Origin of the sequence: Thermodesulfobacterium thermophilum DSM 1276, assembly GCF_000421605.1 — a bacterium.
Taxonomy (GTDB): domain Bacteria; phylum Desulfobacterota; class Thermodesulfobacteria; order Thermodesulfobacteriales; family Thermodesulfobacteriaceae; genus Thermodesulfobacterium; species Thermodesulfobacterium thermophilum.
The window spans coordinates 91,636-118,265 of the sequence record NZ_ATXI01000002.1 but is presented as its reverse complement, the minus strand read 5'-3'; the positions used below and the strand labels follow the sequence as shown (position 1 = coordinate 118,265).

At 36.5% G+C, this 26,630-nt stretch carries 26 protein-coding genes, 2 tRNA genes and 1 pseudogene; 15 read left to right on the top strand and 14 right to left on the bottom strand.

What is annotated here, in order from left to right:
* Window positions 1-7 precede the first annotated feature (7 nt).
* From H529_RS0101480 to H529_RS11655, 5 genes are read right to left on the bottom strand one after another with little or no spacing between them, the layout of a single operon-like run.
* The gene (locus H529_RS0101480) at window positions 8-1,567 is read right to left on the bottom strand and encodes a glycosyltransferase family 39 protein (RefSeq protein ID WP_022854795.1); all 1,560 of its coding nucleotides are present in this window, start codon (window positions 1,565-1,567) and stop codon (window positions 8-10) included.
* Between the two features lie 35 nt (window positions 1,568-1,602).
* On the bottom strand, window positions 1,603-2,340 hold the full coding sequence (locus H529_RS0101475; RefSeq protein WP_155984454.1) for a lipopolysaccharide kinase InaA family protein: 738 nt from the start codon (window positions 2,338-2,340) through the stop codon (window positions 1,603-1,605).
* Window positions 2,341-2,354: 14 nt separating this feature from the next.
* Window positions 2,355-3,482, bottom strand: a complete 1,128-nt coding sequence (locus H529_RS0101470) for a glycosyltransferase family 9 protein (RefSeq protein WP_022854793.1) — start codon at window positions 3,480-3,482, stop codon at window positions 2,355-2,357.
* Between the two features lie 7 nt (window positions 3,483-3,489).
* Complete coding sequence (locus H529_RS10920; protein WP_051132398.1) at window positions 3,490-4,278, bottom strand: glycosyltransferase family 4 protein; 789 nt, start codon at window positions 4,276-4,278, stop codon at window positions 3,490-3,492.
* Window positions 4,275-4,700, bottom strand: coding sequence for a glycosyltransferase family protein (locus tag H529_RS11655; protein WP_051132397.1), 426 nt, complete (start codon window positions 4,698-4,700; stop codon window positions 4,275-4,277). Before H529_RS11655 ends, H529_RS10920 begins: the two co-directional genes overlap by 4 nt.
* 166 nt (window positions 4,701-4,866) lie before the next feature.
* Between H529_RS11655 and H529_RS0101460 the strand changes: the two genes are divergently transcribed.
* The 4 genes from H529_RS0101460 to mtaB are packed head-to-tail and all read left to right on the top strand — an operon-like array spanning window position 4,867 to window position 9,137.
* Complete coding sequence (locus tag H529_RS0101460; RefSeq protein WP_022854792.1) at window positions 4,867-5,979, top strand: 3-deoxy-7-phosphoheptulonate synthase; 1,113 nt, start codon at window positions 4,867-4,869, stop codon at window positions 5,977-5,979.
* On the top strand, window positions 5,972-6,946 hold the full coding sequence (locus H529_RS09695; protein ID WP_022854791.1) for a radical SAM protein: 975 nt from the start codon (window positions 5,972-5,974) through the stop codon (window positions 6,944-6,946). The genes H529_RS0101460 and H529_RS09695 overlap by 8 nt, the downstream gene beginning before the upstream one ends.
* Window positions 6,947-6,992: 46 nt before the next feature.
* Complete coding sequence (locus H529_RS0101450; RefSeq protein WP_028842979.1) at window positions 6,993-7,787, top strand: ATP-grasp domain-containing protein; 795 nt, start codon at window positions 6,993-6,995, stop codon at window positions 7,785-7,787.
* Between the two features lie 6 nt (window positions 7,788-7,793).
* Entirely contained in the window at window positions 7,794-9,137 is a 1,344-nt protein-coding gene (gene mtaB, locus H529_RS0101445; RefSeq protein WP_028842978.1) for a tRNA (N(6)-L-threonylcarbamoyladenosine(37)-C(2))-methylthiotransferase MtaB, read from the top strand.
* Here mtaB and H529_RS09690 read toward each other — a convergent pair.
* Entirely contained in the window at window positions 9,113-9,685 is a 573-nt protein-coding gene (locus tag H529_RS09690; RefSeq protein WP_022854790.1) for a CDP-alcohol phosphatidyltransferase family protein, read from the bottom strand. The two genes, mtaB and H529_RS09690, sit on opposite strands and share 25 nt — an antisense overlap.
* Window positions 9,686-9,726: 41 nt before the next feature.
* Window positions 9,727-11,271, bottom strand: a complete 1,545-nt coding sequence (locus tag H529_RS0101435; protein ID WP_022854789.1) for an AAA family ATPase — start codon at window positions 11,269-11,271, stop codon at window positions 9,727-9,729.
* A 230-nt stretch (window positions 11,272-11,501) separates the two neighbouring features.
* Here H529_RS0101435 and topA point away from each other — a divergent pair, with 230 nt between their 5' ends.
* Complete coding sequence (topA, locus tag H529_RS09685; RefSeq protein WP_022854788.1) at window positions 11,502-13,160, top strand: type I DNA topoisomerase; 1,659 nt, start codon at window positions 11,502-11,504, stop codon at window positions 13,158-13,160.
* Between the two features lie 74 nt (window positions 13,161-13,234).
* Window positions 13,235-13,307, top strand: a tRNA-Lys gene (locus H529_RS0101425).
* Between the two features lie 43 nt (window positions 13,308-13,350).
* On the opposite strand, the pseudogene H529_RS12140 reads toward H529_RS0101425, so the two are convergent.
* Window positions 13,351-14,033, bottom strand: a pseudogene (locus tag H529_RS12140) (sulfite exporter TauE/SafE family protein).
* Window positions 14,034-14,117: 84 nt separating this feature from the next.
* A complete protein-coding gene (locus tag H529_RS11540; protein WP_155984453.1) occupies window positions 14,118-14,351 on the bottom strand; it encodes a hypothetical protein in 234 nt (77 codons plus the stop codon).
* A 149-nt stretch (window positions 14,352-14,500) separates the two neighbouring features.
* On the opposite strand from H529_RS11540, the gene H529_RS0101410 reads away from it, so the two are divergent.
* A complete protein-coding gene (locus H529_RS0101410) occupies window positions 14,501-14,710 on the top strand; it encodes a transposase (protein ID WP_022854787.1) in 210 nt (69 codons plus the stop codon).
* Window positions 14,711-14,869: 159 nt separating this feature from the next.
* Window positions 14,870-16,120, top strand: a complete 1,251-nt coding sequence (locus tag H529_RS0101405; RefSeq protein ID WP_022854786.1) for a hypothetical protein — start codon at window positions 14,870-14,872, stop codon at window positions 16,118-16,120.
* A 13-nt stretch (window positions 16,121-16,133) separates the two neighbouring features.
* Here H529_RS0101405 and H529_RS0101400 read toward each other — a convergent pair whose 3' ends face one another.
* Genes H529_RS0101400 through rpmE form a run of 3 tightly spaced genes read right to left on the bottom strand, consistent with a single transcriptional unit; the run spans window position 16,134 to window position 17,836 of the window.
* Window positions 16,134-16,487, bottom strand: a complete 354-nt coding sequence (locus H529_RS0101400; protein ID WP_022854785.1) for an Mth938-like domain-containing protein — start codon at window positions 16,485-16,487, stop codon at window positions 16,134-16,136.
* 21 nt (window positions 16,488-16,508) lie between these two features.
* A complete protein-coding gene (gene prfA / locus H529_RS0101395) occupies window positions 16,509-17,612 on the bottom strand; it encodes a peptide chain release factor 1 (RefSeq protein WP_022854784.1) in 1,104 nt (367 codons plus the stop codon).
* 2 nt (window positions 17,613-17,614) lie between these two features.
* Window positions 17,615-17,836 carry a 50S ribosomal protein L31 gene (gene rpmE, locus H529_RS0101390; RefSeq protein WP_022854783.1) on the bottom strand — a complete coding sequence of 74 codons (222 nt, stop codon included), beginning with the start codon at window positions 17,834-17,836 and terminating at the stop codon, window positions 17,615-17,617.
* Between the two features lie 764 nt (window positions 17,837-18,600).
* Here rpmE and H529_RS0101380 point away from each other — a divergent pair.
* Window positions 18,601-19,401, top strand: coding sequence for a hypothetical protein (locus H529_RS0101380; protein WP_022854782.1), 801 nt, complete (start codon window positions 18,601-18,603; stop codon window positions 19,399-19,401).
* 36 nt (window positions 19,402-19,437) lie between these two features.
* Here the strand turns inward: H529_RS0101380 and H529_RS0101375 are convergent.
* Window positions 19,438-19,510 (bottom strand) — tRNA-Lys (locus H529_RS0101375).
* A gap of 914 nt (window positions 19,511-20,424) precedes the next feature.
* On the opposite strand from H529_RS0101375, the gene H529_RS0101370 reads away from it, so the two are divergent.
* Genes H529_RS0101370 through ahbD form a run of 6 tightly spaced genes read left to right on the top strand, consistent with a single transcriptional unit; the run spans window position 20,425 to window position 25,432 of the window.
* Complete coding sequence (locus tag H529_RS0101370; RefSeq protein ID WP_022854781.1) at window positions 20,425-20,859, top strand: Fur family transcriptional regulator; 435 nt, start codon at window positions 20,425-20,427, stop codon at window positions 20,857-20,859.
* Between the two features lie 16 nt (window positions 20,860-20,875).
* Window positions 20,876-21,163, top strand: a complete 288-nt coding sequence (locus tag H529_RS09675; protein WP_022854780.1) for a FeoA family protein — start codon at window positions 20,876-20,878, stop codon at window positions 21,161-21,163.
* Window positions 21,163-22,131, top strand: coding sequence for an orotate phosphoribosyltransferase (pyrE, locus tag H529_RS11105; protein ID WP_022854779.1), 969 nt, complete (start codon window positions 21,163-21,165; stop codon window positions 22,129-22,131). Before H529_RS09675 ends, pyrE begins: the two co-directional genes overlap by 1 nt.
* Window positions 22,128-23,171 carry a phosphate ABC transporter substrate-binding protein PstS gene (gene pstS / locus H529_RS0101355; protein ID WP_022854778.1) on the top strand — a complete coding sequence of 348 codons (1,044 nt, stop codon included), beginning with the start codon at window positions 22,128-22,130 and terminating at the stop codon, window positions 23,169-23,171. The genes pyrE and pstS overlap by 4 nt, the downstream gene beginning before the upstream one ends.
* A gap of 12 nt (window positions 23,172-23,183) precedes the next feature.
* Window positions 23,184-24,350 carry a metallophosphoesterase gene (locus tag H529_RS09670; protein ID WP_022854777.1) on the top strand — a complete coding sequence of 389 codons (1,167 nt, stop codon included), beginning with the start codon at window positions 23,184-23,186 and terminating at the stop codon, window positions 24,348-24,350.
* Window positions 24,351-24,361: 11 nt separating this feature from the next.
* Window positions 24,362-25,432, top strand: coding sequence for a heme b synthase (ahbD, locus tag H529_RS09665; protein ID WP_033396682.1), 1,071 nt, complete (start codon window positions 24,362-24,364; stop codon window positions 25,430-25,432).
* Here ahbD and coaBC read toward each other — a convergent pair.
* Window positions 25,393-26,604 carry a bifunctional phosphopantothenoylcysteine decarboxylase/phosphopantothenate--cysteine ligase CoaBC gene (gene coaBC / locus H529_RS0101340; RefSeq protein ID WP_022854775.1) on the bottom strand — a complete coding sequence of 404 codons (1,212 nt, stop codon included), beginning with the start codon at window positions 26,602-26,604 and terminating at the stop codon, window positions 25,393-25,395. The two genes, ahbD and coaBC, sit on opposite strands and share 40 nt — an antisense overlap.
* Window positions 26,605-26,630 lie beyond the last annotated feature (26 nt).

Below are 26,630 nucleotides of genomic sequence, written 5' to 3'. Positions count from 1 at the left end.
AAAAACGCTATAAAACATAAACTTTGATACCTGAGAATTCTAACCGTTGTTTTAAAACAAAGGTGTTTTCTTTAAATATTTCTCGTTCCAGGATAGCAAATTTATATCCTTTAGAAGTGATGTAGTTTACCACCTCATCCACAGTCCTTTTCCCAAGTTTAACATAAAAATCTCTCCATTCGATTGCGGGACACAGAGGAACCTTTTTGTAGTTTGAAATATAAAAAAGAAGTTTTCCTTCTCTGGTAAAAACTAAATTTTTACAGGCTTTTTCCGAGCAAACCTTTAGCTCTTCCTCTGGAAGAGACCTTGCTATATCTAAGGCTACCTGTTTAATCCCTAATTTATCTACCCTTTCTGGCTGAAACACCTTAATACCTGAAAAAATTACGATATAGGCCATAAGAAGTCCTATAATCTTGTCAGAAGAAAGCCTAAATTTCCATTCTAAAAAGGTTTTAACATTAAGCATTCCTACCCCCACGATAGGACTTACAAAATAGAGAAGGGGCAACATATATCTTTTTTCCATATACCATTTAGCAAAGGTAAAATACCAGAGTCCCACAAAATATCCCACTGAAATTACCAAAAAGTATGTAGTTAAAGGGTTTTCCTTAAGAAAACTTCTTAAGTTTTTAAATCCTGCTAAAAATAAAAGAAAGATAGGGAAGTGTAGAGCAGGGATAAATTTATAAAAAAAAGTAGTTCCAAAGGCAATCAGCCAAAGGTTCTGCTTTAAAATATCCCAGAAATAAGGAGAAGGCATAGGAATGTCTAAATATCTGAAGTTTTTTAACTCTTTTGCGAAGGGCTGTTCAAAGGGGTTTAAGCAAGAAAGCTTGCCCTTTAATTCAACCAAAAAAAACCCTTTATAAAAACTTACATAACCTATACCCACTAAAAGAAGGATAAAAGGTATTATAGAAAAGCTAACCAAGGTGTTTAAGGCTGATTTTTTGTCTTTTCCAAAGATAAAACAGAAAAGAAGATACAAGAAAGTTAACCCTATGAGAAATACCCCTTCAACCCTTACCCAAGAAGATAAAACCCAGAAAAGATTGGCTAACACAAAAAAAATAACCTTTTTTTTGCTTGACTCCTGATAACCTTTTATAAAAAACCAGACTCCCAAAAGGACTAAAAAGGTAAAAAAAGACTCCCTCATCACCTCTGCAGACTCTTTTATCAAGGTTGGATTAAAGCTATAGGCTAATAAAACTAAATAAAGGATAGGAGCTTTAAAAACTCTTCTCATGATTGAATAAAGCAAAACCAAAGAAAGAGAGCTTGAGACAAAAGAAACCAACTTTCCTGCAACCTCCCAATCTCTAAAAAGATAATAAAACGGAACGATCGCAACTGAAAAAAGGTTAATTTCCCTTATCCTTGAAGAAAGGCCACAAAGGTCTAAAAGGTTGAGGTTGCCTGTAGCAAGGACCATCGCCTGATAAAGATAAAGGGGAGAATCGCGAGAAATAAGCTCTATGGACCAGAACTCATAGAGTCTGAGGACAAATCCAATGAGTAAAACTACTATCCCGATTTTATCAACCCTGTCTTTCATACCCGCTATTTTAGCTTATTTTCAAAAAATTGAAATTATAGTTTTTTCCCTCTTTTTTTGGCTTTGAGTGTTCTTCTTCTGATTAACCAGACTTTGAGTTTTACTAAAAATTTTAGCAACCCTTTAGAAGACTGGTTAACCAGACCTAAATAATAAGATAGGAACTTCTCAAATAGGATCGGTCCGCTATTTCCAAAATACTCCTCAAAAGAATAGCCAAGCTGGCCTAAATCCTTGATTTGATACCTTAGGGGAATTTTGGGATCTTTGATAACCCTTGATACGTCTAAAAACCCTAAGTTTTGGCTATGTTCATCCCAGAAAAAATGGTTTAGATAACAATCTTGATGAAAAAAATTTTTTAAATGCATTCTTGAAATCAGCTCTGCAAGTCTGTAGAGTAAAAATTCTTGGTTTTGTTGGCTCTTTGGTATTAAACTTGAAAGGGGAACCCCTTTTAGGGCAAAGGTTGCTATTTCAACCTTATCGAAAGATTTGTGCCTGAAAAAAGGTTCAGGGACAGAAAAACCTAAAGCTTTTAGCTTTAAAAGATTTTCCCACTCAGCCTCTGCCTCCTCAAAGTGGGCAGTATAGATTTTGATATAAAATTTCTGTCCGTTTACCTCATAACCTTTGATTTGTCTGTAGCGTTTTTCTCGTTCAAAAAAAGGAGCAGGGAGGTTGAGTCTTAACAAATTAGGGTCGAAAATTTTATAAAAAAACGGCAAATGTGCATCAACAACTTCAAAATCAGAGATCTTTGAAACATACATGTTTAATATTTTATTCAATTTTCTTTAGAAGTTTCTAAAAATTTTTTAACTCCGGCTACGATTTTTTCGGGGTCTATCAATTTAACACAGGTTCTTATGTTGTTTTTACAAAAGCTAACGGTTTTAAAAACAAAACTACAAGGTGCGCAACTGAGGTTTTCCCTAACCCAAAATATTCTACTCTCTGTAGGATGTTGCTCAGAGATGTCTATGGGTCCCGGGATGTAAACAATAGGAATTTTTAAAGCATCTGCCATGTAGGTTATTCCTGTATCAACTCCTATAAAGACAGAAAGTCTTTCAAGTAGGGCTGGTAGTTCTCCTAAACTAAATCTTCCTGTCAAATCTAAAACTTTTTCTTTATTTTTAACCAGTTTTAATACCTCTTGTGCCTTAAGTTTATCTTGAGAGGATCCGATCAGAACGATATAACAATCTTTTTCTTGTAAAATTTTATTTATAACTTCTGCGATTTTTTCGTTTTCTAACTCCTTAAGTTTATTTCCACTACTAACTGATATTCCAACAAGTGGTTTGGTTATACCTTGTAAGACTTCTGTTACTTTTTTGTCTGCATCTGAAGTTTTATAAACTTCTTTAGAAAGGTTGTTGCTTTGGATTCCTATCTTTCCTAAAAGTTTTAAATAGGTTTCAACCACCAGCTGACCTGAAACATGCGGTTCTAAATAGGTATAAAATTTAGAGGCAAGGCGAAAGGTTAACCCGCAAAAATTAGGCAATATAGAAATCCTTGTAGGAACCAACCCCCATAAAAGACCTATGGTAAAAGGTAGGTTTGGATTAAGTGCTATACCTAAATCATATCCTCCTTTTTTTATATAATTGGCAAGTTTGATCTTACCTAAAAACCCTTTATAGTCCTTGGGTGAAAAAAAAACAACTTCATCGATGTAAGGATTATTTTCTGCAAGTTCTTTTACCATAGGATTAACCATTACAGTTAAACGAGACTCAGGATAGGCTTTTTTTATCTCTCTAAACACATGCGTAGTACAAATAAAATCCCCTATTTTTGCAGCCTGAATGACCAAAATTTTTCGAAATTCTTTGTTTCTATTCTTTAAACTGATAATAAACTGGATTAAAGGATAAAAAAGGTAACTTAACAATAGGTAAAGCATATCAATTTTACTTTTTTCCTAAAACTTCTGCGAAAACTTTTTCTACTCCCTCTACATATTTTTCAATAGAAAAATTCTTCAAAATCCTCTTTCTTCCCTGTTCTCCTAGTTTTTTTCTCAACTGAGGATCCTTTATCAACAGCGAAATTTTTTCTGTAAATCCTTGAGGATTTTTAGGGGGAACAAGAAAACCTGTCTCTCCATCTACCACCAAACTAAGAACTCCAGGTATCTTTGAGGCCACAACCGGTTTCCCCATAAGCATAGATTCTAAAATAACACGAGGGAATCCCTCCCTTTCTGATGTCAACACAAACACATCAAAGGCGTTAATATACGAAATAGGGTCAGACTGAAAACCAGCAAAAATAATCTCTTTTTCTAAATTTCTCTCTCTAACCAATTTTATCAACTCTTCCTTTTCTGGGCCATCTCCTACTATAACTGCTTTAAAAGGTTCTTTGATTTGCTTTTTTAACAAAAACATTACCTCAATAAAATCATCTACTCTTTTTCTTTTACATAAAGTTCCAACTGTGCCTATAACGACATCTTTTTCAGAAATGCCTAAATTTTTTCTTATTTCGTTAGGAGGCATAGAAGGGTTTAAATGGATATCTATTCCATTGTAAACCACCACACATTTTTCTGAGAAAATACCATTTTCTACCAAAAAATCCCTTACTCCATCTGAAACACAGATTATTTTTTCTACCCAGAGGTTAGTTTGTTTTATTAAAAATTTATTTAACTTAGGTATTGTTCTACAATGAAGCACAGCAGGAATATTTGTCATTTTGCAGCTAAGATTCCTTCAAGATTGGTTGCAGGCTGATTGTTCATGTATATCAAGTCTATCTTTAAATCTTTTACAAGTTTTGCGATAATTTTGGCGTTAGGTTTTATGCGAAAGAAATAATCTACCCAAAAAATTGCATATTTTCTTAATTTTTGATTGAAAAACAGAAGAACTCTCAAAAATTCCTTTATCAATTTGGTTTTCAACGATTTAGGTTGTTGTGGCAAAACAATAAACTTTACCCCTAAAGTTTCAAGTTCCTTTTGAACGTTAGATTCAACCCCTTTGTTATAGTTGTGATAAAACAAAGCAGTAAAATTATATTTTTTCTTGTCTATTCGTTTTAAAAGTTCGATTAAGGAAATAGTCCCTCCGCCCCATTCTTTTCCTGTATCAAGGATTAGAATTTTATGGCTCATTTCCTTTCAACTCGTTAGTTTTTATTCAAACTCAAAATTAAATATAGCTTGAAAAAAGTTTTTTAAAAGCCTCTGAAACAGTAAAAAACAGGGGTTGCAATTTTTTTAAATAGGTATTAACTAAAATTTAAAAAAGTTTAATCAAAGACTTCAAGGAGGGTTTATCATGATCATCATTATGGAACCTCATGTTACTCAAGAAAGCCCTGAGTTTCATTCCCTATTAAAATATCTCGAACGATTTCCTCACTTACAGATCAAGGTGATAGAAAACAAAGGGGTTACCCGTACGCTACTTGAAGTACACCTGATAGGAGAAGACTATATGGTGTCTCAGGAAGATATAGAAAGCTTACCAGGGGTTGAAAAAGCCATAAACGTTACTGCTAAATATAGGTTGATAGGAAGGCATGGGGTTCTTACTGATTTTGGTTTCACCTATAAAGACCTAAAATTTAGTCAGGATTCTTTCCATATCTTTGCAGGGCTTTGTGCTGTAGATACTTATGAAAATGCTGAAGCTATTTTTAAAGCTTTAAAAGAAAACGGGGTGTGTTGTGCCAGAATGGGGGCTTATAAACCAAGAACCTCGCCTTATGACTTCCAGGGATTAGGAAAAGAATGTCTTCCCTGGCTGTTTGACTTAGCAAGAAAATATGGGATTAAAGTAATAGTGATGGAGGTGCTCTCTCCTCATCATATAGATGAAATCAGAGAAGCCCTGGACCTAACAGGCCATCCTTGTGGGGTTATCCTACAAATAGGGACAAGAAACGCCCAAAATTTTGAATTATTAAAAGCTGTAGGCAGACAGCTTGATTTTCCTGTACTTTATAAAAGAGGATATGGCCTTGCCTTAGAAGAAAGCTTGAATGCCGCAGAATACATAGCCTCAGAAGGAAATACCAACATCATCTTTTGCCTAAGAGGGGTTAGAACTCACTTAGGAGATCCTCATAGAAACCTGGTAGATTTTGCCCATGTTCCTGTAGTCAAAAGACTTACCAGATTGCCTGTATGCATAGACCCTTCTCATCCTATAGGTTCCAGAGTAAAAGCTCCAGATGGTATTAGAGACATCTATCATATAACTGCACAGGGGGTAATTGCCGGAGCCAATGCCATCCTGGTAGAGTTTCATCCCTGCCCAGAAAAGGCTTTATGTGATGGGCCTCAGGCCTTGCCATTAGAGGAGCTTCCTCTTTATCTTGAGTATGTATATAAGGTGAGAGAAACCTACTTAGAGCTTAAAAAGTTGGTAAAAGATAAGGGTGTTTAGTGCCTTTTTTTTACCTTCTTTTGACTGGATACAGATAGAAGTTTCAGGTCTGTGTAATGCACAATGTTTTTATTGTCCCCATACCGTCTGGCGAAAAGACTGGTTAGGGGCCAATTTAAGTTTAGCTACTTTTAAGAAACTCCTTCCTTATTTTAAAAAAACTAAACTTGTTTATCTACAGGGCTGGGGGGAACCCCTTCTTAATCCTGAGTTTTTTGAGATGGTAAGGCTGGCTAAAGCCCAGGGAGTTAAAGTAGGTTTTACCACAAATGGCACCTTAATAAACGAAGACCTTGCAGAAAAAATAGTGTTTTCTAAGGTTGACGTTTTAGCCCTTTCTTTAGCAGGGATAGAAACCAACGACCGTTTAAGAAAAGGAACTTCTCTTAATCAGGTTTTGAAAGCTATAGAAACCATAAACTCTGTTAAGACGTTAAAACAGCAAAATCCTCAAATTCATATAGCTTACATGCTTCTCAGATCAAACGAGTATGAACTGGAAAGATTACCTGAATTTTTGGCAGAATATGGTATAAGAGAAATCATAGTTAGCCTTCTTGATTTCGTCCCCTCTAAAGATTTAGAGGAGGAATGTCTTGCTCCTCAAACTGAAGAGGATTTTAACCTCCTTAAAAAGCGGGCTGAAAAAGTGGCTGAAAAAGCTAAATCCTTGGGCTTAAAGATGATTTTCAACCTACCGTCGCCTTGTTCTCAAGGAAGGGTATGTAGCGAAAACCCGATAAAAAGCCTTTTCATTAACTCCCTTGGAATGGTATCCCCATGCGTGTTTACAGGAATTCCAGTCAAACAAAAAACAAACGTCTATTTTGGTAACATCCATCAAGAAACCCTTAAGGCTATATGGAATAAACAGGAATATAAAGAGTTTCGAGAGGCTCATCTTTCTCGAGCTAAACCACCGGTTTGTGCAACCTGTCCCAAAGCAAGGATTGAGTTAGTCTTTTAATCCCTAAAGTAGTAAAATTAAAAAATAGAGGTAAAATAAAGTCCTTATGATTATATCCTTTTTGCCTACTTTTAAAGGTGATGTTAACTATTTTTTGTTCGAACCTTTAGATAAGGATTTTTTTGACCTTTTATCCAAAGCCAAGGCAGTGATCTTCCCTCCTACAGTTACTTCAGACCTTTATTTTTTGGTAAAAAATTCAGGTGTTCCTGTTTTTCCTGAATATACTTTAAGGTTTCAATATCCTGGGAAAATCGGACAAATTTTTATGTGTAAAAACCTAAGACTTCCTCATCCAGAGAGTGTGGTATTGCCAAGGCTTTGTGGATTAGAAGAAAACCCCTATCGCAAGGGAATAAAACTCAGCTTTCCTGTGGTGGTTAAAGGCAACTGGGGAGATGAGGGGACAGAGGTTTTTCTCTTAAAAACTAAAGAGGATTTTTACAACTTTTTACCTACGCTTAAGACTTGGGAGAGGTCTGGTAGATATGGGGTGGTCTTCCAGGAATACATACCTGAGGAGTTTGACGCAAGAAGTGTGGTTATTGGGGATACCATTCTGGTTTTCTTCAGGGCAGGAGGGTTTAAGAAAAACCTGGTGCAAGAAGGTACCATAATCCCTCCTCCTCAACGGGGGTTAAAAAGAAGGGTGGTTGAACTTACCAAAAGAATTATAGCCAAAACAAGATTTAATCTGGTAGCCATAGACTTTCTTTTTAAAGACAAAAAACCCCTGGTAAACGAATTTAATTTTACCTTTGGAAGGCGAGCTTTAGGAGAAAAACGCTACGAGACCTTACTCAAAAAAGCTATCAAAAAATTTTTAGAAGAAGTTTTATGAAAAATCATGAAAAAGTTTTTTATCAAAACCTTAGGATGTAAGGTAAACCAAGTAGAAAGTGCTTACATCGTAGAAAAACTCACAAAAAAAGGGTATATACTGACTGAAAAAGAGGAAGAAGCTGATTTTTTCATCCTTAATTCCTGTATAGTTACCGCAAGAGCAGAAGCCGAGGGAAGGAAGCTTATTAAAAGATGGAATAAGTTAAACCCCGATTTAATCATCGTTGCAGGTTGTTACCCTCAGGCTTATCCGGATAACCTTAAAGGTTGGGGAGAAAAGGCTCAGATTAAAAATCTTCTTCTCTTAGGGCAGAAAGAAAAATTAAAAATTGACATCTTTTTAGAAGAACTTCCTTTTTTAAAAGGCTATACCTTCTCTGAACCAGAGGTTTTTATCGAAGGTCTTTCTAAAGAAAAAGAAGTTGAGGCCCTTTTTATAGAAAGATACTTTTCTCGCTCAAGGGCCTTTATCAAAATTCAGGATGGGTGCGACCAATTTTGTAGTTATTGTATAGTTCCTTATTCAAGAGGAACGCCTCGGAGTTTGCCTTTAGAAAAGGTTTTAGCAGAAATCGAGAAAGTCTTGCTTGCTGGCTACGAAGAAATAGTACTTACAGGGATCCATCTTGGGCAGTGGGGAAAAGATCTGATGCCCAAACAGAATCTACCAGACCTACTTTGGGAAATAGAAAAACTCTTTGAGAAACAAAAAAAAGACCTGATTTTAAGGCTCTCTTCTTTAGAAGTAACAGAAATAACCCCTGAATTTTTAGAGTTTGCTAAAAGCAGTGCCTTTTTAGCCCCCCATTTTCATATCCCTCTACAGAGTGGTTCTGACAGAATCTTAGCCCTTATGAACAGACACTATACCGCTAAAGATTACCTAATCGTTTTAGAAAAACTTTATAACCTTTATCCCCAGGCAACCTTTGGAGCAGATGTAATCGTAGGATTTCCGTCAGAGGATGAATGGGATTTTCAAAAAACCAAAGAAGTTATAGAAAAGTCTCCTTTAAACTGGCTCCATGTTTTCCCTTTTTCTCCAAGGCCTGGCACTCAAGCAGAAAAAATAACCCCAAAGGTCCCCCCTGAGATAATAAAATCTCGGGTAAACTTTTTAAAAAACTTAGGGAGCCAAAAAAGGGAAGTTTTTTTATCCCAAGAAGTGGGCCAAATTAGAAGGGCGGTGGTTGAGACCATCAAAGAAACTGAGGCTCAAGCCCTTTCAGAAAACTACATCTCCCATAAAATCATGTTACCTCAAGGTTTATGTTTAGCCAAAGGGAAGGTATTAAAGGTCAGGTTTATAGCTAAAGAAGGAGACTATTTATTAGGTGAAGTCTTATAAATCTTAATAAAAAGCAAGGTGTAATGAAAACCAGAGGCTAAGGTAAAAAAGATAACCAGCTGGCCAAACACAAAAATAAACGTAGGGTTTAACCGAAGGACCAGCAAATGGAAAAGATAGGTAAAGATAAACCCTATCTGTAAGGCAGTTGAAACCTTTCCTAAGTAGGTTGGTTGAAACTCTATCCTTTTTGAAGACCGTAAATAAAGATAAACAGCCCCAAGAAGAATACCTAAGTCTCTAACTAAAACGATGACAAAAAAATCAAAAGGTAGAAGACGATCATAATAAAGCAAGAAAAACATCACGTTTATAAACGTTTTATCTGCTATAGGGTCAAGGATCTTTCCCAGCTTGGTTTCCCAGTGAAAAGTCCTGGCAAGAAATCCATCTAAAGCATCGCTAAGTCCCCCTGTCAGAAGAAGAAGCAAAAACACATAAACCGGAAGATTTTTGGTCCATAAAATCGGAAAAACTATCGCAAGAATCAGTCGATAAAGGCTTAAAAGATTGGGAAGTTTTAGCATGTCTTTTAACATAAGGTTCATAGATTTTAAATAATACCGTATTTTTAAAAACAATAAAGTTTTTAGACTTCGGAAATTTCAAGGATCTTTTCTATGTTAAAAACCCTTTCCTTACTTCGAAGTTTACAAAAAGCTCTTAGACCAAGGAAGGTTTTACCTTGATAACTCATCTCTTTCATTTCTAAAGGCACAATCCTTCTGCAAGTTTTTATGTTTGAACTTTTTAAATAAACAATTTCTATTTCTCTGTTTTGTTCTATAGCCTTTCTAATGGCTTCAATTTTTTCGTTTAAGCCAAGTTTTTCGCTTGCCTTGATATATTGAAAGTTTGTTAAAAATTTTACCACCTTTTTGTCTAACTTTATATGACCCCTTTTAACAGGTTTGGTAAGCACGATCCCATCAAGACTAATCCCTCGAGAAAGGGCGACATATAACTGTCCATGGGCAAAGGTGCCTCTTTCTAAGTCTATTACGAGGTTTTTAAAAGTTAGGCCTTGACTTTTATGGATGGTTATCGCCCAGGCTAGTTTTAAAGGAAACTGGACAAAATGTCCTACAGATCTTACCTCTATTTTAGAAGAGGTTTTATCAAAATAATGTTCATATATATCCCATTTAAAAGGAGTTACCTCAACAAGATATCCTCGCTGTAAATCTACTTCTATTAACTGCTCTTCAGGGTCTATGTATACCACCCTTCCTATGTCTCCGTTTACCCATCTACCTTGAGGGTCGTTGGCTACAAGCATTACCTGGGCACCTTCTTTAATCTTTAATTCTAACGGAGCTGGTAAATCCTCTGTTTCTATCTTACCGTGGATCTTGCCACAAAACTCAAAGGATTTGCCTGGAAGTCTTTCTAACCTGGTAAGGTTTATCTGTTCTGCTTTAGCGTTGGTGGTGGTAAGATAGACATATACCTCGTCTTCTTCAGGCTCAAAATTAGGTATTACCCTTTGATTAAGTATTTCTAAAGTTTCGTCTTTTAACATCCCGTTCCTTATCTGGTTTAAGATTTCGATAAAAGTCAAGTCAGTTTGACGATAGACCTTCTCAAACTCGACAAACTCAAAAGGGGTTTCTTTAAAGGCTTTAGAGGAGAAAAAATAAGGTGTTTCATAAAGATGGTTAAAGATTTCTTTTTCTTTTGAGGTAACCACCGGAGGTAGTTGGTACAGGTCTCCGATAAGCACCATCTGAACTCCACCAAAGGGTTTCTTAGGGGAAGGGCCCCATCTTCTTAAAAAAGCCTCTATACAATCAAAAAGGTCTGCCCTTACCATAGAAATTTCGTCGATAATCAATGTGTTAAGGTGTTTATAAACCTCTCTTAGATCTTCGTTGGGTTGAAGCCGATATACCTTATCTAAGGTTATGTCTGGCCTAAAACCAAAAAACGAATGGATGGTTTGCCCCCTTACGTTAAGAGCCGCAACCCCAGTAGGAGCAAGGACTACCATAGACTTAGGAAGTTTTTTTATTAAATACCTAAGAAAGGTGGACTTGCCAGTCCCAGCACGACCGGTTATTAAAAGATTTTGATGAGAGTTGGCAACAAGTTCCCAGGCCTTTTTAAACTGTGGATTAAACTCAATATCCTTCATAATACTTAGCCTTATTTTAACCTCTATATTCTAAAAATAAAACTCAGAATAGCCAACAGTTGCCATAAACTTAGATGGTGCTATTTTAAAAATACCTGATATTAGCGATACCAATATTAGAAAAACGGTTATTTAGTGGTAAAAATCCTCTATCGTTGAAATCTGCTTATTTTGACCGGTAGTGCCTGATATTAACACATTTTATAAAAATTTTAAGGCAAAACACGGCAATGGGTAAAAAGCTTTTTATCGTTGAATCTCCTACCAAGGTTAAAACTTTACAAAAGATCTTATCCTCAAAAGAGTTTATCTTTAGAGCTACCTTTGGTCATATTAAAGACTTGCCTCCAAAAACCTTGGGAGTTGATTTAAACACCTTTCACCCTTCCTTTTATTATATGAGTTCAAAGAAAAAGATACTTTCAGACCTGAAAAAATTAGCCTCTAAAGTTGAAGAAGTCTATTTAGCTACCGACCCAGACCGCGAAGGGGAAGCCATAAGTTTTCACCTCTATGAATACCTAAGTTCTGCTAACAAAAACTTAATCTTTAAACGGGTAGACCTTATAGAAATTACTGAGTTCGGGGTAAAACAGGCCTTAAATTCTGTAAGAGACCTTGATAAAGGGCTTTACCTTGCTTACCAATCAAGAAGGGTCTTAGACCGTATCATAGGATATCTAATTTCTCCTAAACTTTCTAAAGCCCTTAACCTTCCTCTTTCAGCAGGAAGGGTCCAAAGTCCTGCTTTGAGGCTGATTGTTGAACGTGAAGAAGAGATAGAAAACTTTCTCCCTGAAACCAGTTTTTCCTTAAGGGTTAAGGTAAAAGATAAAAATAACAACGTTTACGAACTTGATTTATGGTTTAAAAAAGGGCTATATAAAGACAAAGACCCTAAAAAGTTAGAGGATTTTTTTAACCATTATTTAGCTGGTAAAACCCTTTCGTTAAACAACATAACCGAAAAAAAGGCTCTAAAACAACCTCCTTATCCTTTAAAAACCACCACTCTTATAGAGGCAGCAGGAAGTTCATTAGGATTTAGTCCCAAGGAGACGATGGCACTTGCTCAGGCGCTCTATGAAAAAGGATTGATCACTTATATGCGTACTGATTCAGTGAGAGTCAGTCCAGTTGCCAAAAAGGCTGCTAAAGAGTTTATCCTTGCCAATTTCGGAGAAAAATACGTGGGAAAGGAAAGGAGAGTTAAAGTCTCTAAGTTTGAACAAGGCGCCCACGAATGTATAAGACCTACCAACCTTTTCCAAGATCCCAAAAATTTGACCTCAAAAGAAAAGGCCCTTTATACGTTGATTAAAAACTTTTTCTTAGCAAGCCAAATGAGTCAGGCGGAATTTTTGGAGTTAACCTATGTTTTTGGAAAAGTTCTTTTACCTAAGGGATGGTTTTTGGTTACCAAGCAGAAAACCCTGATTTTTGAAGGATTTTTAAAGGTTTTAAAAGAGACAGACAACTATGACCTACCTCTTGGGCTAAAAGAAGGAGACCAGCTCAAGGTGCTCTCTTTTGAAATAAGAGAACATAAGACCAAACCTCCTGAAAGATATACCCCCCACAGCTTAGTAAAAAAACTTGAAAGCTTAGGGATTGGAAGGCCTTCTACCTATGCAACCATCCTGGATGTGTTGTTTAAAAGGAACTACATAGAAAAAGAAGGAAAGTTTCTTAAGCCCACCCAGTTAGGTAGATTAGTATGTAGCTTGCTTTTAGAGGGAGCCAAAGTTTTTATGGACTATAAATATACCGCAGAGATGGAAGAAAAGCTTGACCTTGTTGCCAGGGGCGAAGCTACTTATGAAAGTGTAGTAAAAGAGGCCTATGAACTGATAAAGACCTGTCGTTTTCCTTCGAGGGTTTCCACATAGGGAGGATAAATTTTATTTTTAAACCTGCCTTGACAAAATAAAGAGAAAAGAGTAAATTTAAAAGTATCATCTCTGGGCCGTTAGCTCAAACGTTAGAGCAATGGACTCTTAATCCATAGGTTGGAGGTTCGAGTCCTCCACAGCCCATTTTTTTATCCTTAAAATATCATCCTTAAGGTTTTTTAACATCTTAATGATTAAGCATAGTAAAAACTTTATATAGCGTTACTAAGACAATTAATACACCGAAAAGCTGTCTTAGTTGGTGGCTTGGTAACCATAGACTCGTAAGTCTTGCACCCATGAAAGAACCTAAAGCACCTGCTATTACCAGAGGAAATACCAAAGAAGTATCCCAATATGCAGTTTTGATGTGTGGAATAAGAGAAGAAAAGGAAGGAGGTGTTAATGCCCAGGCATTGATGCCTGCTGCTTTTTTTGGTTCTATGCCGACAATAATAAGGGTGGGCATAAGTAAAAATCCAGGACTAACTCCGAGAAATCCGCTTAAAACAGATATTGGCACAGCAAGTATTAGAGCTAAGTTAAAATTCTCCTTTGATTCCCTTTTTTTAGGTGGTTTAAAAAGTCTGTAGGCAAGATAAATTACAGCCAAAAATACACAAACCAGACATACTTTTGCTCTATAAACTGCACTATATATGCTCCAACTGGTGCAAAAACAGTGGTTACTATCGAAAGTACAATTGCCCTTTTCCAGTCAACAAGGCCGCTTTTTGCAAAACCAAGAGTAGCTAAAAGCGCAGTTATACCATTAAGCAAAAGACTCAATGGCTGAATTTGATGAATTAGATCCTGCAGGAAAAGTCCAAGAAAAGGAATCGCTGCAAAAGCTACTCCAAGCCCAAGCATTCCAGAGATAACAGAAAGAACAAACAATCCAGCAGTTAAAATAATATGTAGGTTATCAATTTGCATAACTATCTCCTGCAATTTTTATGTTAGTTTTTGTTTAATGCATTTTGTGGTGTATAGTAATAATATGAAAACCCACAAAATAAAGCGGGACAAGGAATCCACAACCCTTAGGCTTAAAAATCTCAAATGGAGTCTTCTGCCCCTCAATTCCCTCTCTCCTTCCTTAACATCCTTCTTAAGTCCCCCGGAGCTCATTACCTCAAAAAGGCTTCTTTCACAGACCTCTCCAACATCATCAACGCCTCCCTCCAAAGGTAGAAACCCTTACTTCTCCCCTCAAGACATCATAAACCTTGCTAAAAATTTCATCGGTATCCACAACCTTCTATCTTTCTCAAACCCTCATCTTCTAACTCGAAATGTGCCTCTTCCTTGAACCAAGAATCCAAAAACTTGAAGATATGCTCCTTGAAGAAATAGACCATGATCAAAATCAACAAATAAAGCTCCATTTTATCGCTGAAGTAAAAGATGTTCTTAGATTTTCCAGTGCAAAGAAACTCATAAAATATACAGGCACAGATCCAGTAATAAAAAAGGCTTCCAAGTTTAGATTAAACAAGCACATATCCAAGCAAGAAAGTCCATGGCAGGTAAATATCCTTTTTTAGATGGTAGTAGGAATGGTAACGTGGAACCCTTATTTTAAGGGTTTAACGTAAGAAGAGAAAATTTAAGAGCTATTCCATTTCTCATTTTTTGACAAAATTTAAAAATAGGGTAACCTTTAGATGGAAAAATGTTTAAAATCGGTTTAAAGTGAGGTAAACATGAAAAAAGTGACCAATTTTTTCCCAAAAATCGTGATAAATATTGTATTGTTCAGTTTGTTTGGAGTTTTTTTATGTTTGGAGAATTTTTCATTAAAGGCTGAAGAGATTAAAGATAATGGGACAGTAAAAAGGGTTTTGGTCCTACCTTTTGACGTTTATGCAGAGAGAGATTTATCTTATTTGAAGGAAGCCATCCCTGAGATGCTGGTTAGCAGGTTGTTTGCTCCTAATAAAATAGAGGTAGTTGACCCTGAGTTGGTAAAAGGGGTAGTAAAAGAAGTAAAAAAAATCAACAAAGAAACAGCTCAATCCCTTGGGCAAAGGTTTAATGTAGATTACGTGATCTGGGGAAGTGTTACGGTTTTAGGAGAAGCGGTAAGCATAGATGCTCAAATGCTTAGTTTAACCTCTCCTAAAAAGCCAGTTCAGTTTTTCCAGGAGTTAAAGGGTGTTTCTGAGATTATCCCTCAGCTTACGCGTTTTGCCTTTAAGGCAAAGGTATACATAGAAGGTACAGAGGAAGATTTTTATCGTGCTGAACCTATGTATGCCATGTCTTCTTATGGTATAAGCAAAGAACATCCAGAGAGAGGATACTACTACTATTATCCCTATCTTTTCCCTCCTCGTACAGGTGAATCTAAGCCTAAGGTAAAAAGGGCTAAAGGCTTTACAGATGTAGATGTAGAAGAGTCTCTTACTAAAGGGTTGGTAATAGACGTTACTAAGGGAACTGTTGGCTGGGCTGAAGACGAAGAAACTAACCGTAAATCTTCCTCTTCAAATCAAACCAACGCAACCTCTGGATTACCAGCACCTTATCCTGGGTATTATGGAGGAGTTCCATATTATCCTTACTCTGCTTCTCCATATTACTATTATCAAGAAGAGGAAGAGGGGATACTTTCCAAGTTTCTCTCTCAGTTTCCTTTTATAAAAGAGAAAAAAGAAAAGGCTCCACAGGGATATCAGACACAGGTTATCCAAGTACCTCAACTGCCCCCCCAACCTTATACTCCACCTTCCCCCCAAACTCAAACCCCCTCTTCTTATCCTACTACTTTACCAAACACCCCTCCCCCAATTTATCAACCTCAACCAACACCTTCTGAAACTCAACCACAGGGATATACCGGAAAGCCTCAAACCTATTCTCAGGAATTGCAGGAAAGACCGAACCTTACCCAAACAGAACAACCCACAGTTTCTAAGCCTTATAACAGAGAAAATCTCTGGAGTTGGAACTAAACTTTAACAGAGATTAACAGGTGAGATGAAAGGCGCCGGCTAAAGCTACACCTTTAGAATAAAGTTCATTAAACCTTTCGGTAGCTTTGGCGGTAGGATAGGCTTCAAGAGTTATATCTAACTGTTTAGCTTTTGTTTCTACTTCTGGGGTAACTTGCATCAATCCATTTGCCCCCATTCCTACTATCAAAAATTTGATTCCTTTATCCCAGATTTCTTCTAAATCTTCCACATGAAGTTTGTGCCCTTCTTTTCTCCACCAAGAACTAAAGACTTTTTCTTCTTCTTGAGTACGGAGTATGATAAGGTCTTTGATATAGTTTTGCCCTTTGAAAGTAAGACTTCCAAAGCTATAATGTTCGATCATATGCCCCTTTTTATCGAGGGTTTAGGCTGCCATGCTGAGACTTTCTTCTTGTTTTAACATTTCTGCTCTGTGATGGGCAATCAGAGCATCTATAAACTCGTCTAAGTCTCCGTCAAGGACCTCTGGCAAGTTGTAGATGGTGATACCGACGCGATGGTCAGTGACCCGGTTTTGAGGAAAGTTATAGGTTCTTATCTTTTCGCAGCGCTCTCCGGTGCCTACCTGAGCTTTTCTTTCTTTTTGGATTTTTTCATGTTGTTGCCTTTGAGCAAGCTCATAAAGTTTGGCCCTTAAGATTTTCATCGCGGTAGCTTTGTTTTGATGCTGACTTCTTTCGTTTTGACAGGTGACCACGATGCCAGTGGGAATATGGGTAATCCTTACCGCGCTTTCTGTTTTGTTTACGTGTTGTCCTCCATGTCCACTTGCACGCATGGTTTCAATCTTAAGCTCATCAGGGTTGATGTCGATATCGACCTCGTCTACCTCAGGAAGAACAGCTACCGTTACCGTAGAGGTATGAATCCTTCCAGAACTTTCAGTAATAGGTACTCTTTGTACCCTATGTACCCCACTTTCATACTTTAGACGAGAATAAGCCCCTTTTCCTTCTATTTTGGCCACAACTTCTTTAAAACCACCCAGTCCGGTGTCGTTGGCATCAAGGACCTCAAACTTCCAGCCTTTTCTTTCAGCATACCTCTGGTACATCCTTAAGAGCTCAGCAGCAAAAAGAGCTGCCTCTTCTCCTCCTGCGCCAGCCCTGATTTCTAAGATAACATTTTTTTCGTCGTTTGGATCCTTAGGAAGAAGAAGTATGGGAAGCAAGTTTTCCAGTTCCTCTAAACGTTCTTCTAAAATCTTTAATTCTTCTTTAGCTAAATCTACCAGTTCCTCGTCAGTTTCTTCTTCTATGATGGCTTTGTTTTCTTCTATCTCCTTAAGAACTTTTTTGTATTCTTTAAAAGCAGATACAATCTCTGTAAGTTCGGAATGTTCCTTGGCAAGCTTGGCATAAACAGAGGGGTCTGAAATAATTTCAGGGTCTGAAAGTTTAGCCGCCAAGTCCTCAAACTTCTTTTCTATCGTCTCCAGTTTGGTTAAATAAAGATTAGATAAACTCATACTTATTTGCTTTGGTTCTGATAAAAGTTTGCGTATTTTTTCATAAATTTTTCGATCCTTCCTTCAGTATCAACAAATTTCATCTCACCGGTAAAGAAGGGATGGCACTTAGAGCAAATCTCTACTTTAATTTCAGGTTTAGTAGACCCTACCCTTAGTTCATTACCACAAGCACACCTAATAACTGCATCAGGATAGTATTTTGGATGAATATCCTTTTTCATCTCTTTACACCTCTCCAAAAATTTTATTTAATTTTGAAAATATAACCCATATTTTCAAAAACTCAAGGAAGCTTTTCTCCCCCCAAATTTGCCGATAGAGAATAAAATAAAAAATCTTTCTGTAATCTTTAGACTTAAAAATCATATTGCTTAGTTAATTTTTATAGTTTTTTCTCATTTCTCATATAAAATCTATTCCATTTTTTACCTGTAAACTACTTCTCTCAATCTTTTTTCCCCTAATTCTAAACGTATTTCCCTTTATCCTCCTCTTAATCTACACAAATATAAACTCTACTATCCCTCCTTTTACATCAATCCATTTAACTTCTCTAAACGTGTTTTTATGTTCAAAAACTTTCACTTAACCTGTCAACCCCCACCCCAACCTTCAAAACTAACTGCCTTGCCTTACATGCCAATCATTCCTATTGCCTTCTTTAAATTCATGATAGACTATCAAAGGTTTCTCTTTAAATGCCGTAAGGATGGGTTTATATCCAAGAAATTCCTTAAGTCATCTTGGCTGTCTGTTTTTCTGCTTGTATATTGTCAGGCGCTATAATCTCTGTTTGAACCAGGTAAAGGCATAGAATTATTTATAAATTGTTTAGACAGATTAAAAAATGGGAAAACATGAAAGAATATAAATTTCTAATATATCGGCGGTAGTGCTTCATTAATTGTGTCTAAATTTTAGGGGTAAAGGGCTCCCTTTTTGGTAAAAATGATAAAGATAAACTTAGAATTAAGAAGGAGGAGAAATGGAAATTATAGGGTACTCAGAAAGAGGCATTATTAATTCACTATTTTATGAGATAAAGTATTCTCAGAAAAGTATAAATCTTCTTAACCAGTTTTTATCTTTGATGTCTTTTCCATATCGAACTGTCGATTTTCAAATATCCGAAGCAAAAATATTAATTGAGCAATCTTTCTCTGATTTTGGCGATGCAGATGTGGTTCTTTTGCTTGATAATCAAGATAAAAAGCAAGTTATTTTTATTGAAGCAAAAGTAAAAACTTTTCAAAAATCGTCTTGGAATATAAAAGATGAGTTTGATAAGTTTGAAGCATTATTTATTGAAAATAATCAAGAGGCATCTAAAATCTCTAAAAGTTCTTCATCAAGATCAAATTTGTTTGTTCAATTATACTTTAAAGTCAAAATGGTTCAAGCTTTACAAACTGGAGGTATAAAACAATTAAAAGAAGGAGTAGTTTTCCCAGAATGTTTATCAAAACAAGATAAAAGAACTCATAAAAAGTGTTTGCCCAGAAAAATTGGGAATAACGAGGTGGTTTTAACAGCAACAGAACTATTACTTCCATATAGTAAAGAAGCATTATTTGTAGCTTTGGTTCCAAGTAAAACTTCAGAGCTTAATAGATTTTATCAGGAAACCTTGAAAAATTATAGATTCAGTAAAAATAAAGACTGGGGAATAGAAAATTGGGGTTATATTTCTTGGGCTGATGTTAAAAAGTTTTGCAAGAAAAATAGTTTAGAAAATACTTTAAGGGTTTTTGAGTTTAATAAAGGACAGATTTATGATGACAACTAAATTATTAGAGAATGTGATTGAATAGCTTAAGAAAAATGGGCCGTGGAGGACTCGAACCTCCAACCTATGGATTAAGAGTCCATTGCTCTACCGTTTGAGCTAACGGCCCAGAGATGATATTTTTAAATTTACTCTTTTCTCTTTTTTTGTCAAGGCAGGTTTTTAAATTGTGTAGGTTCAAATTAATTTTTAATTTTAAATAAAGTTAAAATATTCAATTTAGCAATAGCGAGATTGATTTGTTTGATGGATGAAAGGTGGACGAATAACAAAATTTGTTAAAATAGAGGAAAATGGAGAAGATCGGTTTTAGAGAGCCATTTTGTCGCAATATCAAGTGAATTTAATTATAATATTCGTTTGAGGTATGTTCATCTTTAAATCCTATTCTAAGATTAACTCCACAAATATTAATATTGCGGCAAAGAATTACGATATCTGTATAACCTGATGTAATTTAGTGTTCATATCCGGTTTTTTAATTTTATATAATCTCTGAAGTCATCTATTCCTACGTTATAGCATTCAAAATCGCAGAAGTTTTTTCTGTCAAACTGTACCATGAATTAATGCGAGTTTTTCAGTTCCTCAGCAATATCAAGACAACATTCTATTAAGAAATGCCTACCTATTGGTCCAAGTTCCTTTTCATCTGTAATAAGCAAAGAGTGACCACTTCTACGTAGGATTTATAAAATGATACAATTCAAATCATGCCAAACTGTGTCAGCCTGAGCACCTAAGACTATACGATCTTTGTGAGTTCCTGAAATGTAGACAGATCATTGTTGACTTTCATGTCTTTCCTTAAATATGGCACCTGGAAGGTTGGTAAATCGTTCCAAAACAGGAGAGGGATCTGAAAGAGGAATTTATAATTATTGAGGTTAAAAGAGGATGTGGGAGATTATTTTTATTTTCTATCGGCAAAATGGGGGATGATGCTGGGGCTTGACATCTTAGGTTTTGGTAATTATTATTTATTAATTGAATTTGAAAATCAAATAATATGGAGTTTGTTTCATGTTAGAAGAGGTGGAAACTTTTCGCAGATTTATCAAGTCTAAGGGGTTAAAATATACCCCAGAAAGAGAAGAGATATTTAAAGAAGTTTTAAGTTATTCTGACCATTTTGATGTGGAGGATATATATCTTAGTCTAAAGAACAAGGGACATAAAATTTCTAAAGCTTCAGTTTATAGAACCATTCCTCTTTTGATAGAAGGGGGTTATATTCAAGAAGTTTACAGACAAAGTGGTCGTTCTTATTATGAAGTAACCTTGAAAAAAAAGCCTCATTTACATTTTATCTGTATAAAGTGTAACCAAGTAGAAGAGATGGTAGAAAATAAATTAGATGAGCTTTTAAAAAAGGAGATGAAGAAAATTTCTTTTTCTCCTCTGACCTACCATCTTGAAATTTTCGGGATATGTAGTCGTTGTAGGTATAAGGAATAGAGGGGGTTTTTTTTCTATGTTATTGGTAGAGGCTAAATGTGGTGATAAGGTAAAGATAGAGGAATTTTTAGGAGAAGATGCTATAATAAAAAAAATAGAGGCGATGGGATTAAGAAAAGGAGATGTGTTTGAGGTCTTAAGGGTCTGGGGAAGGAATTTTTTACTTAAAAACGATACGTCCAGAGTGGTTATAAGTTTTGACATAGCTAAGAATATAGTGGTAGATCTTTTAGGTAAAGTAGTTAAGCCCGAATGTGAATGTAAGCCTTGTAAGAAAAAAAAGCATAGGTGGGGTTGGCTCTGATGGAAAAACGTCAATTCACCCGTATTCCCATCCCAGTAGATGTGGAGTTTTTGATAGGAAACGCAAGTTACTCAGCAAAGATTAAAGACATAAGCTATGGAGGGGTATTCTTAGAAAGTGATTTCTGCCCTGACCTTGATAAAGAGGTGGTATTGGTTTTGTTTTTAAGCCCTGAAGTAAAGATTTTTATCAAAGGAATAGTTGTTAGGACGGTTCCAGGACAAGGGTTTGGAATAAAGTTTACCTATATTTCTCCAGAAAGCTTTGAACATCTAAAAAATTTGATTTATTATAACCTTCCTTCTGAAGATAAAGCGTTTAAGGAACTAAGAAGGTTTTTAGGGAAAGCTCATCCTTTAGTGCAGAGTGTCATTGAAATCTGTATAAAAGCCAAGAGGGATGCCCTTTTAGAGTTTATTTTAGAAAGGGCTTTTCTTTATTCTCCAGATAAGCCTTTTGTTTTAGCAAGCGGAAAAGAAAGTCCTTATTACTTAGACTGCAGAAAGGTTACCCTTTATTCTAAGAGCTTTGAGTTAATAGGTTGTGCCTTCTGGCAAGAAATAAGGTTTCTTGGGGTCGATGGAGTTGCAGGTATGAGTATAGGGGCTGACCCTATAGTTTGTGCTGTTCTTTCTAAGGCACAGGAAGAGGATTATCCTTTAGAAGGACTTTTGATCAGGAAGGAACCTAAAAAATATGGGACCTCTAAACAAATAGAGGGAAATGTTTCGCCTGGCATGGAGGTTGTTTTGGTAGAAGATGTGGTTACTACCGGGGGGTCTGTGATAAAGGCTATAGAGGCCTTGGAAAAGGAAAATATCAAGATAGTAAAGGTTATGGCGTTGGTTGACCGAGAAGAAGGAGGTAAGGAAAAAATAGAAGAGAAGGGATATGAATTCATGCCAATTTTTACCTTCTCTGAAATCATTAAGGCTTATGAAAGAAAGATGCAGGGGGTAAGCTTATGAAGATAAAATCCTTATTAGGACTTTTTTTTGTTTGGGTGGTACTTTTAGGTCTTTATGGTTGTAAAGGGGGAGGGGAAAAGCCTGCCAAGCCCTCTAAATTCATTAACGGAGCAGGGGCAAGTTTCCCTTACATTCTTTATGCTAACTGGGCAAACGAATACTATAAGTCTACCGGTATTAAGATAAACTATCAATCTATAGGGTCTGGAGGAGGTATAAGACAGATTATCGAAAAAACCGTTGATTTTGGCGCTACTGACAAGCCTTTAACTCCTAAAGAGGTGGAAGAAAACAAACTTATTCAATTTCCTACGGTTATTGGAGGGGTGGTTCCAGTAGTGAATATTCCGGATATTAAAGAAAAAAGTCTGGTTTTAGATGGAAAGACTTTATGTTATATCTTTTTAGGTAAGATTAAAAAGTTTAACGATCCAGAGATAAAGAAACTTAACCCTGATTTGGTTTTACCAGATAAAGAAATTTTAGTGGTTTATAGGGCTGATGGGTCAGGTACTACAGCCATATTTACTCATTATCTTTCTCAGGTATGTCCTGAATGGAAGAAGGAGGTAGGCACAGGCACTTCTGTAAGCTGGAAAACGGGAATAGGTGCTAAAGGAAATGAAGGAGTTTCTAACTATGTAAAAAAGACCCCTTATACGATTGGATACGTAGAGTATGCTTACGCTATACAGAATAAACTTTCTATGGTAAGTTTAAAAAATGCCTCAGGGGCTGTGGTTACCCCTTCTGAAGAATCCTTTAAAGAAGCTGCTAAGTCTGCAGACTTAGACCCAAAAAAACATTTCTATGCTTGGATTACCAACGCCCCTGGAGAAAAAGCCTGGCCTATTGCAGGGTTAACCTATATCCTTCTATCTAAGGAGAAAGGGGAGGTCAACAAAGAAGTGGTTAAATTCTTTGAATGGGCCTTTAAACAGGGTGATGCTATAGCAGTGAGGCTTGCTTATGTTCCTCTTCCAGAAGAGGTAAAAGCTAAAATTTATAAATACTGGGAGGAAAACGGGATAAAACCATAAAATTTTGATTTTATGTTCTGGTTTCTTTTAGTCTTTTTTACTGTATTTTCTCTGATTTATCTCTATCTTTATCTTACTAAGATTAGGCCCTTAGTTAAAAGACGTAATCTCCGTAAATTTTTTGTTTTTTTGTTTAGCCTACTTGTATTCTCTCCGGTTTTAATAAGGTATGCTGACCAATATTTAGACCCTCTATTTTCTAAGTGGTTGGCTTTTTTGGTGCTTATGTGGATCGGTTTTGTGCTTTATCTTTGCGTTTTTTGTGTAGTTTTTGACTTAATAAAGATCGTTTTTCGCTGGGAAGCCCTTACTTCAAAAAAGATTTTGTTAGGTGCCGTTCCTTTAGCCTTAGGGTTTTCTGCATACAGTTACTATGAAACCCTTGGTTTAGAGGTTATAAGGCTTCAGATAAGAACAGATAAACTTCCTCTTCAAGCAAGTCAGGTTAAGATCATGCAGATCTCTGACCTGCATTTAGGGCCTTTTTTGGGTCAAGAAAAGATTGAACTGGTTAAAAAAGTCTGGGAAAAGGAAAAACCAGATCTGATAGTAAATACCGGAGATTTAGTTGATGGAAACATGAGAAAAAAGGACCATCTGGTAGAAGAATTAGCTAAAATCACCGCACCTCTTGGAAAGTATGCGGTGATGGGAAATCATGAATACTACAGAGGCTGGAAACAGGCTTTAGAGTTTATAGAAAAGTCAGGGTTTAAGGTATTAAAAGACGAAACAGAGATAGTAGGAAGTTTTTTGGTTTTAGTTGGTCTTGACGATAGAGATTGTCGTTATTATAAAGCCTGTAGTCCAGGTTTTGATGAAAACACTTTTTTGTGTAAAATCCCTCGAGATAAGTTTGTGTTAGTTTTAAAACATCAACCGGTGGTTCAAAAAGAAACCATCGGATGTTTTAACCTTATGCTTTCTGGTCATACCCACGGAGGACTATATAAAGGAATAGGCTCTTTTTTGGTTAAACTTTTATACGAAACTGATAGGGGATTAAAATATTTGGGAAAGGGGTCTTATCTTTTTGTATCAAAAGGGGTTGGGACCGGAGGCCCTCCTATGAGGTTTTTAACTCCTCCTGATGTGGTTATCATAGAACTAATAAACATAAAAAATGAAAAGCAGCCTGAAGGTAGAGCAGTTCTTTTACGAGAAAGATATAAAATGTGAGGGTAAAAAGGATGGAAAAAACATTTAAGCCAAGGCTTATTGCCTGGGAACTTACCAGAAGTTGTAATTTAGATTGTGTGCATTGTAGGGCAGCAGCCTCTAAAGGTCCTTATGCAAATGAACTTACCACAGAAGAGATTTTCAGAATACTTGAAGAAATAAAAGAGGTGGCAGAGCCTATCATCATCCTTACAGGCGGAGAACCTTTATTAAGAAAAGACCTTTTTCAGATAGCTAAACGGTCGATAGATTTAGGGTTTAAACCGGTGCTTGCTACCAACGGTACTCTTATAACCAAGGAAGTAGCCCAACAAATTAAAGAAACAGGCATTTCCAGGGTTAGTATCAGCCTTGATGGAAGTACCCCGGAAAGCCATGATAATTTTAGAAAAGTTCCAGGGGCATTTGAAGGGGCTTTAAAAGGGATAGAAAACTTAAAAAAAGTGGGGGTTCCTTTCCAAATAAACACCACGATTACCCCACAAAATTTAGAAGAACTCCCTAAGGTACATGAACTTGCAAAATCCTTAGGTGCGGTGGCACATCATATCTTTTTGTTGGTCCCAGTAGGAAGAGGAAAGGAACTTTCCACAGGTGGAATTAATGCAGAAAAGTATGAAGAGATTTTAGGGTGGTTTTACGAACAAAGAGATAGGTGTAATCTTCAGCTTAAAGCTACCTGTGCCCCTACTTATTATCGAATTTTAAGACAAAGGGCTAAAAAAGAGGGAAAGGAGGTGACGGTTGAAAACTTTGGACTTGATGCTATGACCAGAGGTTGTCTTGCTGGTACTGGATTTTGTTTTATTTCTCATGTAGGGATAGTACAAACTTGTGGATACTTAGAGGTGCCTTGTGGGAACCTTAGAGAACAGACGTTTAAGGAAGTTTGGGAGAATTCAGAGGTATTTAATAATCTTAGAGATTTTTCTAAATACAAGGGAAAATGCGGAAGATGTGAATATATAAGGGTTTGTGGGGGGTGTCGTGCCAGGGCCTATGAGGCTACAGGTGATTATTTAGAAGAAGAACCCTTATGCCCTTACACCCCGATTAAATCAAACAAAACCTTAGCTAAGTAAGCCTTAGAAACCTCTTTGAACTCAAGTTTGTCTTTGGGAGTGAAAACGATAAAGTCAGAGGTTTCGGCAGACAAGGTGCTGATGGGATTGGCTATGATAAAATCGAAGTTCTTTTCTTTTTTCTTGAGAAGGGCGTATTTTTCTAAATTTTCTGGAGTTTCCAAGGCAAACCCTATGGTTATCTGATTGGGTTGTTTTTGAGAAGAAAGGGTTTTGGCTATGTCTTCTGTGATTTCCAGTTCTAAGGTTAGAATTTCTTGTTTTTTTATTTTACCTTTCAGGGTTTGTTTTGGTCTAAAATCACATGGAGCAGCTGCGAAAATTGCCAAATTGCACTTAGGAAAAAGTGTTTTAGCTACTTCTAACATTTCTTTGGTGGTAGATACCGAAAAAACCTTAGGATAAGGTATTCCAAAAAAATCGTTTATCCTTGGAAAGATACCTGGAAGTTCTTTTCCTCCCCAGACAAGATATACTTCAGCCCCTCGGTAGTAGGCCTCTTTAGCCAATAAAAAGGCCATTTTCCCAGAGGAATCGTTGGTGATAAACCTAACCTCGTCTATGTACTCTCTGGTAGGTCCTCCGGTAATCAAAACCTTTTGCCCTAACATATCTTTTTTTACAAAATGGGCTTGCAGTGTTTCAAAGATCTCTTCTACCTCTGGTAACCTGCCTTTACCTGTGGTATTGCAGGCAAGAGCCCCAGATGCAGGTTCATAAACCCTGTATCCCCATGATTTTAAGGTTTCTACATTTCTCTGGGTAGCAGGATGCTCCCACATGTTAGTATTCATGGAAGGAAAGATGTATACAGGGCTTTTGGTGGCTAACAGGGTAGAAAGTAAAAGCTCGTCTGCCTGACCTGAGGCAAGTTTAGCCATAAAGGAAGCTGTAGCAGGTGCTATTATTACAACGTCAGGAAACTTGGCAAGGTCTATATGCAAAATTTCTCCGGTTGGTTTAAAGAAATCTTCGTCAGTATAAGCTTTTTCTCCAGAGAGACTTGCCAAAAGTAAAGGGGTAACAAACTTTTCAGCACCTTTAGAAAGGATTACTTTAACGTTGGCTCCAGAATTTTTGAGTTTTCTTATGAACTCACAGATCTTATAGACAGCTATCCCCCCAGTGAGCCCTACAAGGATGTTTCTCCCCTTAAGACCATTAGCTACCAATTTTTTCTCCTCTAAGAGTTTTAAAA

Bases quoted from the DNA above. Each gene is read 5' to 3' on its own strand.
- mtaB (WP_028842978.1), top strand. From the start codon at position 7,794: ATGAAAAAGTTTTTTATCAAAACCTTAGGATGTAAGGTAAACCAAGTA.
- H529_RS0101460 (WP_022854792.1), top strand. From the start codon at position 4,867: ATGATCATCATTATGGAACCTCATGTTACTCAAGAAAGCCCTGAGTTT.
- H529_RS0101450 (WP_028842979.1), top strand. From the start codon at position 6,993: ATGATTATATCCTTTTTGCCTACTTTTAAAGGTGATGTTAACTATTTT.
- topA (WP_022854788.1), top strand. From the start codon at position 11,502: ATGGGTAAAAAGCTTTTTATCGTTGAATCTCCTACCAAGGTTAAAACT.
- H529_RS0101380 (WP_022854782.1), top strand. From the start codon at position 18,601: ATGGAAATTATAGGGTACTCAGAAAGAGGCATTATTAATTCACTATTT.
- H529_RS09690 (WP_022854790.1), bottom strand. From the start codon at position 9,685: ATGAACCTTATGTTAAAAGACATGCTAAAACTTCCCAATCTTTTAAGC.
- H529_RS0101475 (WP_155984454.1), bottom strand. From the start codon at position 2,340: ATGTATGTTTCAAAGATCTCTGATTTTGAAGTTGTTGATGCACATTTG.
- H529_RS10920 (WP_051132398.1), bottom strand. From the start codon at position 4,278: ATGACAAATATTCCTGCTGTGCTTCATTGTAGAACAATACCTAAGTTA.
- H529_RS0101410 (WP_022854787.1), top strand. From the start codon at position 14,501: ATGCTCCTTGAAGAAATAGACCATGATCAAAATCAACAAATAAAGCTC.
- pyrE (WP_022854779.1), top strand. From the start codon at position 21,163: ATGGAAAAACGTCAATTCACCCGTATTCCCATCCCAGTAGATGTGGAG.
- H529_RS0101480 (WP_022854795.1), bottom strand. From the start codon at position 1,567: ATGAAAGACAGGGTTGATAAAATCGGGATAGTAGTTTTACTCATTGGA.
- rpmE (WP_022854783.1), bottom strand. From the start codon at position 17,836: ATGAAAAAGGATATTCATCCAAAATACTATCCTGATGCAGTTATTAGG.
- H529_RS09670 (WP_022854777.1), top strand. From the start codon at position 23,184: ATGTTCTGGTTTCTTTTAGTCTTTTTTACTGTATTTTCTCTGATTTAT.
- H529_RS0101370 (WP_022854781.1), top strand. From the start codon at position 20,425: ATGTTAGAAGAGGTGGAAACTTTTCGCAGATTTATCAAGTCTAAGGGG.
- H529_RS0101470 (WP_022854793.1), bottom strand. From the start codon at position 3,482: ATGCTTTACCTATTGTTAAGTTACCTTTTTTATCCTTTAATCCAGTTT.
- ahbD (WP_033396682.1), top strand. From the start codon at position 24,362: ATGGAAAAAACATTTAAGCCAAGGCTTATTGCCTGGGAACTTACCAGA.
- H529_RS0101400 (WP_022854785.1), bottom strand. From the start codon at position 16,487: ATGATCGAACATTATAGCTTTGGAAGTCTTACTTTCAAAGGGCAAAAC.
- H529_RS11655 (WP_051132397.1), bottom strand. From the start codon at position 4,700: ATGAGCCATAAAATTCTAATCCTTGATACAGGAAAAGAATGGGGCGGA.
- H529_RS0101435 (WP_022854789.1), bottom strand. From the start codon at position 11,271: ATGAAGGATATTGAGTTTAATCCACAGTTTAAAAAGGCCTGGGAACTT.
- H529_RS0101405 (WP_022854786.1), top strand. From the start codon at position 14,870: ATGAAAAAAGTGACCAATTTTTTCCCAAAAATCGTGATAAATATTGTA.
- prfA (WP_022854784.1), bottom strand. From the start codon at position 17,612: ATGAGTTTATCTAATCTTTATTTAACCAAACTGGAGACGATAGAAAAG.
- H529_RS09675 (WP_022854780.1), top strand. From the start codon at position 20,876: ATGTTATTGGTAGAGGCTAAATGTGGTGATAAGGTAAAGATAGAGGAA.
- pstS (WP_022854778.1), top strand. From the start codon at position 22,128: ATGAAGATAAAATCCTTATTAGGACTTTTTTTTGTTTGGGTGGTACTT.